The sequence below is a fragment of the Gilliamella sp. B3892 genome, assembly GCF_026536305.1.
Lineage (GTDB): Bacteria > Pseudomonadota > Gammaproteobacteria > Enterobacterales > Orbaceae > Gilliamella.
Genome location: NZ_JAFNOK010000003.1, coordinates 134,036 through 147,848, shown reverse-complemented (window position 1 = coordinate 147,848; position 13,813 = coordinate 134,036). Strand labels below are relative to the sequence as shown.

Annotated in this window: 12 protein-coding genes; 8 read left to right on the top strand and 4 right to left on the bottom strand. The window is 37.3% G+C overall.

The window, feature by feature from the left end:
- Nucleotides 1-68 precede the first annotated feature (68 nt).
- On the bottom strand, nucleotides 69-1,457 hold the full coding sequence (locus J3U74_RS04935; RefSeq protein WP_267328639.1) for a 2-hydroxycarboxylate transporter family protein: 1,389 nt from the start codon (nucleotides 1,455-1,457) through the stop codon (nucleotides 69-71).
- A gap of 186 nt (nucleotides 1,458-1,643) precedes the next feature.
- On the opposite strand from J3U74_RS04935, the gene J3U74_RS04930 reads away from it, so the two are divergent.
- The 7 genes from J3U74_RS04930 (at nucleotide 1,644) to J3U74_RS04900 (ending at nucleotide 7,934) form a co-directional block, all read left to right on the top strand.
- Entirely contained in the window at nucleotides 1,644-3,233 is a 1,590-nt protein-coding gene (locus J3U74_RS04930) for an ATP-binding protein (RefSeq protein WP_267328638.1), read from the top strand.
- 24 nt (nucleotides 3,234-3,257) lie between these two features.
- Nucleotides 3,258-3,950 carry a response regulator gene (locus tag J3U74_RS04925; RefSeq protein WP_370634049.1) on the top strand — a complete coding sequence of 231 codons (693 nt, stop codon included), beginning with the start codon at nucleotides 3,258-3,260 and terminating at the stop codon, nucleotides 3,948-3,950.
- 171 nt (nucleotides 3,951-4,121) lie between these two features.
- Nucleotides 4,122-5,093 carry a glutathione S-transferase family protein gene (locus J3U74_RS04920; RefSeq protein WP_220218980.1) on the top strand — a complete coding sequence of 324 codons (972 nt, stop codon included), beginning with the start codon at nucleotides 4,122-4,124 and terminating at the stop codon, nucleotides 5,091-5,093.
- 20 nt (nucleotides 5,094-5,113) lie between these two features.
- A complete protein-coding gene (locus J3U74_RS04915; protein WP_267328637.1) occupies nucleotides 5,114-5,854 on the top strand; it encodes an amino acid ABC transporter permease in 741 nt (246 codons plus the stop codon).
- Nucleotides 5,851-6,609, top strand: a complete 759-nt coding sequence (locus tag J3U74_RS04910) for an amino acid ABC transporter ATP-binding protein (protein WP_220218982.1) — start codon at nucleotides 5,851-5,853, stop codon at nucleotides 6,607-6,609. The genes J3U74_RS04915 and J3U74_RS04910 overlap by 4 nt, the downstream gene beginning before the upstream one ends.
- A gap of 18 nt (nucleotides 6,610-6,627) precedes the next feature.
- Nucleotides 6,628-7,053, top strand: a complete 426-nt coding sequence (locus J3U74_RS04905; RefSeq protein ID WP_267328636.1) for a GNAT family N-acetyltransferase — start codon at nucleotides 6,628-6,630, stop codon at nucleotides 7,051-7,053.
- A gap of 59 nt (nucleotides 7,054-7,112) precedes the next feature.
- Nucleotides 7,113-7,934 carry a transporter substrate-binding domain-containing protein gene (locus J3U74_RS04900; RefSeq protein WP_267328635.1) on the top strand — a complete coding sequence of 274 codons (822 nt, stop codon included), beginning with the start codon at nucleotides 7,113-7,115 and terminating at the stop codon, nucleotides 7,932-7,934.
- Nucleotides 7,935-8,063: 129 nt separating this feature from the next.
- Here J3U74_RS04900 and J3U74_RS04895 read toward each other — a convergent pair whose 3' ends face one another.
- Together J3U74_RS04895 and J3U74_RS04890 are read right to left on the bottom strand one after the other, a co-directional pair.
- Nucleotides 8,064-9,467 carry a glycoside hydrolase family 1 protein gene (locus J3U74_RS04895; RefSeq protein WP_220218985.1) on the bottom strand — a complete coding sequence of 468 codons (1,404 nt, stop codon included), beginning with the start codon at nucleotides 9,465-9,467 and terminating at the stop codon, nucleotides 8,064-8,066.
- Nucleotides 9,468-9,477: 10 nt separating this feature from the next.
- Nucleotides 9,478-11,340 (bottom strand): beta-glucoside-specific PTS transporter subunit IIABC, encoded by a 1,863-nt coding sequence (locus tag J3U74_RS04890; RefSeq protein WP_267328634.1) that lies wholly within the window; start codon nucleotides 11,338-11,340, stop codon nucleotides 9,478-9,480.
- 257 nt (nucleotides 11,341-11,597) lie between these two features.
- Here J3U74_RS04890 and J3U74_RS04885 point away from each other — a divergent pair, with 257 nt between their 5' ends.
- Nucleotides 11,598-12,755: an MFS transporter gene (locus J3U74_RS04885; protein ID WP_220218987.1), complete on the top strand. Its 1,158-nt coding sequence runs from the start codon at nucleotides 11,598-11,600 to the stop codon at nucleotides 12,753-12,755.
- 72 nt (nucleotides 12,756-12,827) lie between these two features.
- On the opposite strand, the gene citG is transcribed toward J3U74_RS04885, so the two are convergent.
- Nucleotides 12,828-13,724, bottom strand: a complete 897-nt coding sequence (citG, locus tag J3U74_RS04880; protein ID WP_267328633.1) for a triphosphoribosyl-dephospho-CoA synthase CitG — start codon at nucleotides 13,722-13,724, stop codon at nucleotides 12,828-12,830.
- Nucleotides 13,725-13,813: the final 89 nt, after the last annotated feature.

Genomic DNA, 13,813 nt, shown 5'->3' with positions numbered 1-13,813 from the left:
TTAATTGTTAAAACATCATAAAAGCGAACAACCTTAGTAGAACTAAGGTTGTTGTTTGAAATATAAATTTATACTAAGAAATTGCCGAGAATAAGTAATGACACTGACACGTTAATTGCACCACCGATACGAGTAGCAATTTGAGCAAATGGCATTAATTCCATACGTTCTGCTGCGGTTAAGATTGCAACGTCACCTGTTCCACCTTGACCACTTTGACAGCATGAAATAACAGCTGCATCAACAGGATACATACCTAATTTCTTAGCGACAAAAAAGCCAGTAGTAACGAGACTAACAACTGTACAAACAATGACAACCAAGTTTGTAATAGTGAATGCTGCAACGATTTTTTCCCAAGGTGTGATAGCAACACCTACAGCAAATAAAATAGGATAGGTTACAGATGTTTGGAAGAACTTATAAACTACTTGCGAACCACTTAATACTTTTGGTGAAACACCTGACACTAGTTTAACAAAAACTGCGGCAAATAGCATCCCTACTGGTGCAGGAATTCCGGTTAATTTGTGTCCAATCATACCAATCATGTAAAGAAGCGCTGCTAGTAAAACACCTGAAGCGAAAGTTGTTACATCAATAACGCCATCTGCTTTAGCTGCTTTTTTGGTTTCTAACGCATCTTCTTCAGATGCCGGTAATAAGCGACCATTACCAGTTAAGTGCGGGTAAGCTTTACCAATGCGGTTAAGGATACCACCACAAATAATACCGGTTAAACCACCTAACATAACAATAGGTAATACACGACCTAGCGCATCGCCTTGATCCATATGTAAAATAGCGGCATAACCAATTGAAAGCGGAATCGCCCCTTCACCAACACCACCGGCCATAATAGGTAATACAAGGAAGAAGAATGTTTCAAAAGGAGTTAAACCAAGTAAATAGCCAACGCCAACACCAACTAACATACCGACAATTTCACCGCATACCATTGGTACGAAAATTTTCAAGAAACCTTGAATTAAGGTCTTTTTGTCCATATTCATAATACTACCAACGATGATACAACAAATGTATAGGTATAGAATATGGGTATCTTTATAGAACTTAGTTGTAGCGGCAACAACAGGTTGTGGCAAAATACCATAGTAAACTAATGCCGATGGAATGAACGTTGCACAAATTGCGGCTGCGCCCATTTTACCAACGATTGGTAAACGTTTACCAATTTCGCCACATAAGAAACCGAAGAAAGCACAAGTTACCACCATAACGACAATTTCGCTTGGTAACTTACCGGTAACTAATACTTCTGTAAATATTAGAATACCTGCTATAATAAACAACGGAAGCGGGATAACACCAATTTTGTAGTCATCCATAAGTTTCCACCAGCCATAAGGCCAAAAGCCTTTCGGCTGTTCTTCGGTAATTTTCTTAGTTTCGGCTGTATTATTCTGCGTCTTTCCAATTGAATTGAAATCCACCATATTTTTTTTATCTCCAAAATGATTTTTTAGCTTTGTTTGAATGGCGCATATAGTGACAAATATTTATTTTCAATTTTGTGATATAAATCATAAATTAAGTGTGGTTTTTATGGTTTTAAAGGCTCTATGTTTTTTAATGCTGTGTTACACTCCTAAACGTTATGTTAAGAAATGTTAAGTATAAAAATGCGAAATAAAATACAATTTTCTTTTACCAACAAATTGTTTTTATCTCTTTTACTATTTTCGTTAATTGTGTTGGCGCTTTTACAAAGTTATATTTGGAATGTAACCGAAGCGTCTTTATATCGAAGTTTAGGAGATAAAGCGCAAATTCAAGCTCGAGAGCTAGCTGTCATTCCGAGTTTGATCCAATATGTTGAACAAAAAGATACCAACAAAATATCTGAATTAGTATCTGATATTTTCCAACAAAGTGATGCAAGTTATATTGTTATTGGCGATGCTAAGGCTTATCGTCTGTTTCATACTGCCAATAACGACATCTATTCACCCATGGTTGGTAATGATAATGAAGAAGTATTAAATGGTAATAGTAGTACCACAATCAGCCGTGGTTCTTTAGGTCTCGCATTGCGAGGTAAAGCCCCGATTATTAATAAAGGCAAAGTTATCGGTATTGTTTCAGTGGGCTATATGATTGATGATATCTATGCTTTACATAAAAAGCAATTTATTCCGTTTATTATTTTTTGCTCATTGTTGTTTATTGCGTTATTTATTTTTTCGCTCTGTTTTGCCCGGGCGATCAAAAAACAGATGTTTAATTTAGAGCCAAAAGAGATTGCATTACTGGTCAAAAGCCAAAAATCGATTATGGAATCAATCTTTGAAGGTATTATAGCCATTGACCTTAATTATAAAATTATCAATATTAATCAGTCAGCTCGAATAATGCTTGGTATTAATATTAGTGATGAACAGCTACTAAATCATGATTTATGTGATTTTATCAAATCCAGTGATTTTATTTATGGAAAAGATAATCAACTCAAAGATATACATGATCAAATATGCTACTTTAATAATATTAATGTTATTGCTAACCGAATTCGCATAATTGTTGATGATAATATTCAAGGTTGGGTGATTACTTTTCGTAATTTTAATGATATTAATGTTTTGAGTATGCAATTAACGCAAGTTACTCAATACGTTGATAATTTAAGAGCTATCCGACATGAGCACTTAAACTGGATGGCGACGTTGTCAGGATTGATTTATATGGAACGTTATGAAGAAGCGCAATCATTCATAGCATTACACTCAGCGGATAACCAATATAACTTAGATTTTATAACTAAGCATTTTCAAGTACCGGCGGTGTGCGGTTTATTAATTGGTAAATATTCTAAAGCGCATGAAATTGGCTTAAAACTGGTGTTCGACCCTGCCTGTCAATTAAAAACGTTACCAGATATGATAACCGAAACGGAATTTATGTCGATATTAGGTAACTTACTTGATAATGCCTTTAATGCAGCGCTAAAAAACCCGAATGGAAATAAAACAATTCATCTATATTTGAGTGATGCAACCGATGAGGTTGTTATAGAGGTGAGCGATCAAGGCTGTGGCGTTGATGAAAACATGCGAGATTCGATATTCGAACCCGGTGTGACTTCACAAGATGCGAGCGAACATGGTATCGGATTACACCTTGTTTCAACGTATGTCAAAAAAGCAAATGGTTACATCACCTTTGAGGATAATCAACCTTATGGCACCATTTTTTCAGTTTTTATACCCAAGTAGTAAAGAGGAGAGATTATGCATGAGATAAAAGAAAATACCATTAAAGTTCTTATTGTAGAAGATGAGCCTATTTTAGCAGAATTAAATGCCGAATTTATTCAGAGAGATACAAAAGTTCAAGTCATTGGGATTGCTTCTAATTTGCAAGAGGCAAAAATTATGGTCGAAAAGTTAAAACCGACCTTAATTTTGCTCGATAATTATTTGCCGGACGGCAAAGGTATTGATCTGTTTGAATATATTATCAATAACAATCTTGATAGTTATGTCATTTTTATTACAGCGGCAAGTGATATGGATACGTGTAGTAAAGCGATTCGCTTTGGCGCATTTGATTATTTAATTAAACCGGTATCATACCAACGGTTAAAACATTCATTAGAGCGGTTTGAGCTTTTTTTATATCGCCAAAGTCTACAAAAACATGTTAATCAAAGACGAATTGACGAGTTATTTAATTTGCAAACTAAAGATTTTGTCGATGTTAATCGTCATTCAAAAGGTATTGAAGAGATTACCTTACAAAAAGTAAAAGATCTGTTTTTAAAAACTGATAAAGCATTAACGGTTGATGATATTGTTGCAAATGCTCAAATAAGTAAAACAACGGCCAGACGATATTTAGAATATTGTGTACAAACTAAGTTGTTAACTGTAGAACTTAACCATGGAAAAATTGGTCGCCCGGAAAGGTTGTATAAACGTCTGGGGAAATAATCATTTCGATTTAACGCTGTTTTTATAGTTGTAAATCCTACTATAGATATAATTGATAATTATATAAATATGCTTATTTGTTATTTTATCCACTAAATATTTGATGCTAGATTGAACTTATCCGATGTGGGATAAATCAAATTTGTAGTAGCAAATAGAAGGGGTAAAAATATGTCTATAGCAATAGGAAAAGTAGTAACAACTGAAAATAACGAAATCAGTAAAGATGGCGCTTTTGTTCGTCAAACTAACCGCTTTAATACTCCTTTTGGTAATGAGCCTGGCATGCTACCGGTGGAAGCTGGGCGTTATCGTTTAATTTGGGCTGCAATTTGTCCTTGGGCACATCGTCAGATGATAGCTATCAAATTGTTGGGGCTGGAAGATGTTATCAGTGTCGGTAAAGTCAACCCGGTAAGAACGGAAAATGGTTGGGAGTTTTCGTTAGATAAAAATGGTGTTGATCCGGTGCTCGGTATCCGATTTCTACCCGAAATATATGCCAAAACCGATCCAGAATATAATGGACGAGCGACCGTGCCAACGGTTGTCGATGTCAAAACAGGCAAAGTGGTTAACAACGATTATTTTAATCTAACCTACTATTGGGAAACCCAATTTAAACCCTTTCATAAAGCTGGCGCCCCGGATCTCTATCCGGAAAAATTGCGAGCTGATATTGATGCATTAAATAATGTTATATTTCATGAAGTGAATAATGGCGTTTATAAAGCCGGGTTTGCCCGTTCCCAAAAAGCCTATGAAGAGGCTTATCACCTCGTATTTAATCAGCTTGATAAACTCGAACAACGTTTAAGCCAATCACGCTATCTGTTTGGCGATCAAATTACCGATGCCGATATTCGGTTATATGTGACATTGGCCAGATTTGATGTGGCCTACTATAGTGCATTTAAAACCAATCGGAATCGAATCATTGATTTTCCAAATTTATGGGCTTACGCCAGAGATCTTTATCAGATCCCAGCCTTTGGTGAAACAACCGATTTTCACGCAATTAAACAGGGCTATTTCTTAAGTAACAATGCGCATAACCCTTACGATATTTTACCTTTGGGGCCCGATGTCAGTAATTGGCACACACCACATAACAGAGATAAGATTTTTACTTCAAACAGATAAATTTTACTGGGGTAGTGATGATGCCAAATATTTTAGATTTTGGATTAATATTCACCCAAATTCCAACGTTACTGGCATATTTGCCGGTAACCTTGTTTATAACCGTGTTTTCGATGTTATTCGGTGTCATATTGGGGCTGGTTGTTGCTGTCATTAAGATGCATAAAATACCGGTATTATCGCAATTGGCGGCGATTTTTGTTTCGTTCATCCGTGGCACGCCTTTGTTAGTCCAGCTCTATTTGAGCTTTTACGGTATTCCTGTTTTATTAAGGTATGTTAATTATCTATATGATACTAATTACAATGTCAATGGCATATCGCCGATGATATTTGTACTTATTGCCTTCTCGTTAAACGAGGCCGCTTATAATTCCGAAACGATTCGAGCCGCATTACAATCGGTCAATAAAGGACAAATTGAAGCAGCACAATCGCTAGGCATGACCTATAGCCAGTTACTGCGCCGAATTGTTATTCCCGAAGCGTTTCTTGTTGCTTTACCAAATTTAGGTAACACGTTGATTGGTTTACTCAAAGGGACTTCATTGGCGTTTGTTTGCTCTGTCACTGAAATGACCGGTAGGGGCAAAACGCTTGCCGGGCATAGTTATCGATATTTTGAAGTCTATATTTCATTAGCCTTAATTTATTGGGGATTGACTATTATTATTGAGTTAATGGTTAAGTATTTAGAAAAGCGCTTAACCATTTCCGATAGTGCCAATACTCCGAGTTATCGTCGAGGGAAATTATTATGATTGAGGTAAAAGATCTTACATTATCATTTGCGCAAAACCTCATTTTGGATCATCTTAATTTTCAGATTAAACCTCATGAAATTGTCGCTATTATCGGTGCTTCCGGTGCCGGTAAATCAACTTTATTACGCTGTTTAAACTTATTAGAAAAACCGCAGCAAGGTTACATTGAGATTGATAATGTCGGGTTGGACGTTAGCCAGATAAAACGGCGTGATATAGTTAAATTTCGTCAGCAAACGGCTATGGTATTTCAACAATTCAATCTGTTTCAGCAAAAAAATGCCTTAGAGAATGTAATGGAAGGTTTAATTATTGTTAAAAAATTACCGAAAGCTCAAGCTCAACAGATAGCGTATGAAAAATTGGTTGAAGTTGGATTAAAAGAGCGCATTTATCATTACCCTAAGCAGTTATCAGGCGGACAACAACAACGGGTTGCTATTGCCCGCGCATTAGCCATGGATCCCAAAGTTTTATTGCTTGATGAGCCAACTTCGGCCTTAGATCCCGAATTGGTCGGTGAAGTGCTGGCGACAATCAAAATGGCGGCCAAATCAGGCATTACCATGATTTTAGTCTCACACGAAATGAGCTTTGTGCATGATATTGCCACCCGGGTACTGTTTTTAGATAAAGGACAAATTATTGAAGATAGTTCACCCCAGCAAATGTTTTCTAATCCTAAACAACTCAGAACCAAAGCTTTTTTAGCCAGATATTATTCTTCAATACAAGTTGATTATGAAATTTAAGGAGCGAAAGGAGTAACAATGAATATTGTGATTCAACAACATTGTCAAGCAATCAACTGGCAAGAGGTTGCTGATTTGCTTGCTTTTTATGGTTTAAGTTCGCTTGATGCTAACACGCAAGAGCAAGTATTTAAGCGAAGTTATGCCGTAGTTTTTTTACTGGAAAATGGGCAAGTTGTTGGTGTTGGACGGGCATTATCTGACGGCATTTGTCAGGCGGCAATTTATAACGTAGCGTTAGCCAAACATCTGCATGGGCAAAAGTATGGTCGGTTGATTATTGAAAAGTTGGTAGAGCAAGTAAAACACTGCAATATCATCCTTTACACTCATCCCCAAACCGTCGAATTTTATCGTAATTTAGGGTTTGATTTAATGAAAACCGGCATGGCACGTTATCAAGCCGATCATCGAACAGAAATGAAAAATATGGGCTTTATATAGTTGAAAGATTGTTTTAACAACTTTCAGAAAATTAATCTAGTTGTGCGAGGGAATTATTTATGTGCTACAAGAAATGGTATGGTTTATTGCTATTGGGCGTATTGTCATTAGTCGGTTGTGACAATCAAACTTCAACAACCGCAGCCACAGGTAAACAAAAGATTGTTATTGGCACCTCGGGTGCACCTAGCCCCTTTACCACGGTAGATGATAAAGGCGAGCTAGTTGGCTATGATATTGATGTGGTAAAAGCGGTATTTGCTCAGCTACCGCAATACGAGATTAGTTTTGAAATCACTGAATTTCCTTCCGTTTTGGCTGGGTTAGATTCGCAACGTTATCAAGTGGGTGCCAATAACTACGCAATGAATGAAAAACGTAAAGAAAAGTATTTCTATTCTGATCCGATTTTCAAAAATCAATATGTGATTGCTGTAGCAAAAAACAATCAACAGATTAACGGATTTAGTGATCTAAAAGGCAAATCAACCGAAGTTTCACCGGGGTTAAATTATGCCACTGCCTTAGAGTCTTATAATGAACAAAATCCAAATAATCCGGTCAAAATTGTTTATAGTGAAGCCGAGTTATTGCCGGTATTGCAACATGTTGAAAGCGGGCAGTATGATTTTCAATTAATCGATAAAGTCATGTTGGCGCAATATATCAATGAACATCAACTGAATCTTAAAACGATTGAACTAAGCAAAGAAGATGCTGAACGTATCGCATCCCCATACAGTTATTTGCTTATCAGTAAAGGGGCACAAGGGCAGCAGTTAACTCAGGATATTAATCAAGCCATACAAAAGATAATCCAAAATGGCGAATTATCAAAAATTAGCCAACACTATTTTGGTGCTGATTATTCACCTAAGTAAGTTTTTCGATAACAATTTGTTGAGTTAGGCTAGGGAAAGATAGCCGGTTTTAATCTGAAAGATTTTAGCTTAATAAAGATGACGCTTTTAAAGCGTCATCTGACAATAAAATCGCTCTTTAGTTAATAACTAGTCGATAATGCCATTGTCCTTAATCACTTTTTGATACCAATAAAAACTATCTTTTTTGATACGATTAAGGGTTTTTAAATCATGGTCATCTCGATCAACATAAACAAAGCCATACCGCTTTTTAAAGCCTTGATGAGAGCTTAATAAGTCGATCACTGACCATGGGCAATAGCCAAACAATTCAACACCGTCTTCAATGGCATCATGGCAGGCTAAAATATGGGCTTTGATATAATCGATCCGATAATCGTCGTGGACTTTATTATCAGCGGTTAATACATCGGGTGTACCTAAACCATTTTCTGTAATAATCATGGGTAAACGGTATTGTCGATAATATTCATTAAGCACTAAACGTAATCCCATAGGATCGATTTGTGCGCCATAAGTTGACGCCGTTAAATTTGGATTTTTCTCGATTTTAAAATAGCCATAAAGGTTAAAATCGATATCATTCTCTTTAGTACCAAATGGATGCGCTTCATCTTCCGGTAAATAGCTGGCAACTAACGTACGATAATAGTTAACCGCAATAAAATCGGGTTTTGCCTGTTTTAAAATTTCGGCATCTTCCGCTTGCGTGATAGGATAGATACCACAGCGGTTAAGATAGTTTTTATAATAACCGGGATAATCACCAAAACAGTACATTTCAAGGGCATAATTGGTTTTGAAATTGTCATTCATTTTCGCTGCCCAAACATCTTTAGGCTTATTACTGGCCGGATAAGTCATCGTTGAGGAAACAGCCGGTCCTACTTTACTGCCCGGGATCAAATCATGGCAATCATTGGTTGCCATAGCATGAGCAACGAACATATGATAATCCATTTGCGCTCTGACTTTTTCAGCATCTTGAGGCGCAATGTGATACATATTCATTCTTTCGTTAACCCGAATCATTAGATTTTGTTCATTATTAATCTGCCAATGTTTGACCCGATCGCCAAACGCTTGATAACAGATTTGCGCATAACGTCTAAACGCATCAACACAGCGGCGATCTTGCCAACCGTTATATTTTTCGACTAAAGCAAAAGGCAAGTCAAAATGATAAAGTGTAATAAAAGGTAAGATATCATTTTTTAAAAGCTCGTTGATCACTCGATTATAAAAATCGATACCAGCTTGATTAATTTGTCCGTCACCGTCCGGAATGATTCTTGCCCATGAGATTGAAAAGCGATAGGTTTTGAGTCCTAATTGTTTAAATAAAGCGATGTCACTTTCTACATGATGATAAAAATCACTGGCGACTTTGCTATCGGCTTGTATAGCTGAACGTTGGAAGGAATTATAATCTGCAACAGTCATTCCTTTACCGTCAGCATCCCAGCCACCTTCAATTTGAAATGCCGAAGACGATGCTCCCCACCAAAAATCCTTAGCAAACGTTTTCATATGTTAACCTCTAAACTTGAATAAATAATAAATTGTCTTGATAACTCACTTCACTTTGTTGCGTAGTTTCAACGCTTTTATATTGTTGTGAATCGACGATGATAATCGATGTTGTTAAATCATAATTTTTCTGTTCAATGCGATGAATATCAAACGACACGATTTTACTGCCTTTAGTAATATGCTCACCCGCTTTAACATGCGCTGTGAAATATTCGCCTTGTAGATTAACCGTATCAATACCGATATGAATTAAAAGTTCAACCCCATTATCGAGTTTTAAACCTATCGCATGTAAAGTAGGATAAAGCACCGTCACAGTACAATCAGCCGGTGCGATAACTTCGCCTGTTTGTGGGTATATTGCAACCCCTAATCCCATTGAGCCGGAGGCAAACACTTCATCTTTGACCTCGTTTAATGGCACAACCCGCCCTTCGATTGGCGCAGCAATGGCATCATCGGTTGTTAAGTTATTTTTAGTATTAGGCGCTGTTTTTATTGAATCTTCATCGTTTGGAATATCGTTAAAACCAATCATCATTGTCATTAGGCAAGAACCAAAAAAAGCAAAAGCAATGCCGATTAAGTAGCATAAAAATGCTTTACTGCCCGCTTCAGCATAGACCGGAATAGTTAATACGCCTTGATTGGCAAAAGCGGTACCATAAGAGCCACCCCAGCCCATAAATCCGCCAGCAATAGCACCGCAAATGACGGCGCAGATCATCGGTTTTTTCAGTCTTAAATTAGCGCCATAAATCGCCGGCTCAGTAATGCCAAACAGGGCGGTAATGGTAGCGGATGCGGCAACAGTCTTTAGGTTTTTATTCTTCGTTTTAAAAAATACCCCTAAGGCTGCGCCAGCCTGTGAAAAGTTCGCCGCACCGGCAAAGGCTAATAGGTTTTGCCTGCCAGTTTGCGCAACATCATTGATGCCAATTGGTACAATTGCACGATGCGCACCAAAAATAACTAAGATACACCAAATACCGCCAATAAAGGCACCTAATAAAATAGGGCTCACTTCCATAATGTAGTAATAGATCCAGTTAATAAATTCGCCGATATAGATTCCAATAGGACCAAAAATTAGCAATGTTGCAGGTATCATGATCAACAAAGAAAATGTTGGAACCATAATTATTTTTAAGACTTCCGGGATGATATATTCTAAGAATCTTTGCACATAACTTAAAATAAACACCGCTAAAATAATTGGAATAACGCTTGAAGTATAACTGGCTTTAGTTAGTTCGATAGCAAATAAAGTCACCTCATTTTTGCTTGCCATTAAGCTCACGATTGAAGGGTAACATAGTGTTGCCCCTATAATCATGGAGATAAATTCGTGCGCTTTAAACACTTTAGCGGCGGTATAGCCTAATATTATCGGCATGAAATAAAAAACAGCATCCGATGCCGCATGTAAAATGGTATAGGTGCTATAGGTTTTAATATCGGTTTGATAGTAGTATTGACCAATCATTACAGCAACGGCCAAAATGCCTTTCAACATGCCCGATGCCGCAATAGCGGGAATAATTGGCGTAAAAATGGCAGCAAATGCATTGAGTATCTTTACCCCAATTGAGACTTTAGGGGCAGGTTGATGATGTTTTGTTGATTTGTCGATTAACGGTGTGAGCGCATCATAAATGTGTGTGACTTTGTTGCCTAGCACAATCTGATATTGTCCACTGCTTTCAACCACCGATATCACCCCTTCGGTTTGCAGTAACTTTTCACGATCTGCCTTGTTATTATCATTTAATACAAAGCGTAAACGCGTAAAACAGTGGGTCACACTAACGACGTTTTGTTCGCCACCCACGAGCTTTAATATTTGTAGCGCAATTTTTTGATAATCCATTATTTTCTCCATTGCTAAAAGAATGGTTAAACACTAATAAAAGACAAAATAGACTAAATGTTGGTAACAAGTAATATCAGTTATCGTATGATGTCTGAAATTATTGATGTTTTTTAGTAAAAATTAACTTTTATCGTTTGACTAACTGACTCCACGCTAGCATAGTTTAAAAATTTAGACAAGGTCGAATTGGTAGTTGCTAAATAGCTAATTTAGATATATTTTTATACAACTAGTTGCCATGAAATTGTCTACAAATGAGATCTGCCAAAAAAAAGTCCTATTTACTTTTAACAATTGTGTTTTTCTTCTGGTATGCCCAATATATCTATATTCCTTATCAAACGCCTTATCTGGCTGCGATAAGCTTGTCGACGCAATTTATTGGTATCGTGATCAGTGCTTACGGCATTTCACAATTAGTGTTACGTCTTCCGGTGGGCTTAATCGCTAATGTTAAAGAGAAGCATAAAGCGTTTATTATCGTGGGATGTTTCTTAGCCGGTTTTGCCTCAGTTATTCGCATAATACAGCCCAATGGCATGGGATTTTTAATCGGTAATATTATTTCTGGCTTTGCCAGTGCTATGTGGATTTCATTTATGGTGCTGTTTTTAGGATTCTATCCCAAATCCAAAAGGGGGTATGCCACCAGTTTAATTATTATGGTAAACAATTTAGGGATCTTCCTGGCCTTTTTAACCGGTATGCTATTTTTTGATTTTTGCGGCATGAAATTTATCTGTTTACTCAGTTGTTTAAGCGGTTTAATTGCTTTTATATTAGCAACCCAACTTAAATACCCTGAAAAAATACATCATCATTTTCAATATCACCATTTATTTAAAGTCTTTTTTAATTCTAAGTTACTCTTTTTTTCGTTATTGGCGCTTATTCAGCAGGGTATACAAATGTCTACTACCATGTCTTTTACTAATCAGATATTGAGTGAACTGGGCGCAAACTCTGCAATGATTGGTCTGTCTGCCATTATTTATATGTTATCTTCGGTCTTATTTGCCAAACTCGGCGCCAGTAAGTGGATCGATCGATTAAGTGTATCGGTTTGGATTATGCTCGCTTTTCTGCTTTTGGCGCTGTATTGCGCTTTAGTTCCTATTGTGGCATCGAGTTATTTAATTTTACTGCTCCAGATCATTCCCGGTATGGCAACAGGTATTTTGTTCTCATTGTTAACTTTTGAAGCGATGAGCGATATTCCGGCAGATGTTCGCTCGGCGGCAATGGGCTTATTTCAAGCAATTTATGCCTTAGGGATGACGCTATTTCCGGTGATTGTTGGTTATGTCAGCTTGCAATATTCAATGACTTTAGCTTATTTTATTTTAGCCATAAGCGCAGTGTTGGGCGCGGTTTTGTACTGTTTTTACGTTAAAAGACAACCAGCAAAATAGGGAATGGCAAAAGCGGCTAAACTGCAAGCAACCAATTATGCTCTTATTCTATCAACGGATATTTACGATGATTTAAGCATTTGGGTATTGAGATAATAACCACGTAATAGCAATCAAATCGGCCGAACCGCCAGGGCTTAAATTGCGTTTTATTAGCTCAAGATCGAGTTTATATAGGTTTTCTCGCCCATGATGATCAACCATTCCACCTTGATCAATCAAAGTTTTAGCGTGTTGTTGAACATAGTTTAATCCTTCAAGCCCGCCACGAGAGACAAGATTGGTGTCTTGGTTAAAAGCTAGTAAATATAATAAAGCTTGTAATAAGCTAGTCTCTTCATCGTAACCGCGGTTTATCATCTGTTGATATATTGGCAGTGATACTTGTCGAACTGTGGCATAACCTGATTCAGCTTCTCCGCGGGCACCGGCTAAATTGTGGCGTTTAAACAGCTTTTCACCGACGGAATGTGTCGGGTTGTTTTGTTTAAGTTCGTTATTGACGATACCTTGACAGATAGTGGCGACTTGCTCACAGATACTTTGTGCATTAAGTGGCAAGCCTTGCTGTTCAATTCGACCAATAGCACCGAGTAATAAACCAAAAGCGAAGATGCCTCCTTTGTGGGTATTGACTTGATGCGTTGCGTCCAACATCGCTTTTTCACATTGTAATCCAATCGGTCTAATGCCCGATAAAAATTGGTTAACTGGCCTATTAGCGGTGTTTTTTCCGTATTGGTAAAACTGTTCAAACCAATGTGTAATGGCTTGAATACTGAAAATGAAGGTTTGAAAATCCATATCCCGATGTGCGCCATTATTGTTCATATCCACCAGACCGGGTTTAGGTGACAGGCAAATTTCTTTGATTAACGCCTTAATCGCAAGCTGTGTCGCCGGGCTTAAATTTTTATTATCAATTATTTTGGCTTCCAATAAAGCCACTTGCTGTGAGTAATCACTCATTGTCTGTGTTACCTTGGGGGTTTTAATGCCTTGCTGTGCAAAATTAACGATTTTCAATTAATTTAAGCTAACAGCAAAGTTTGGTTACC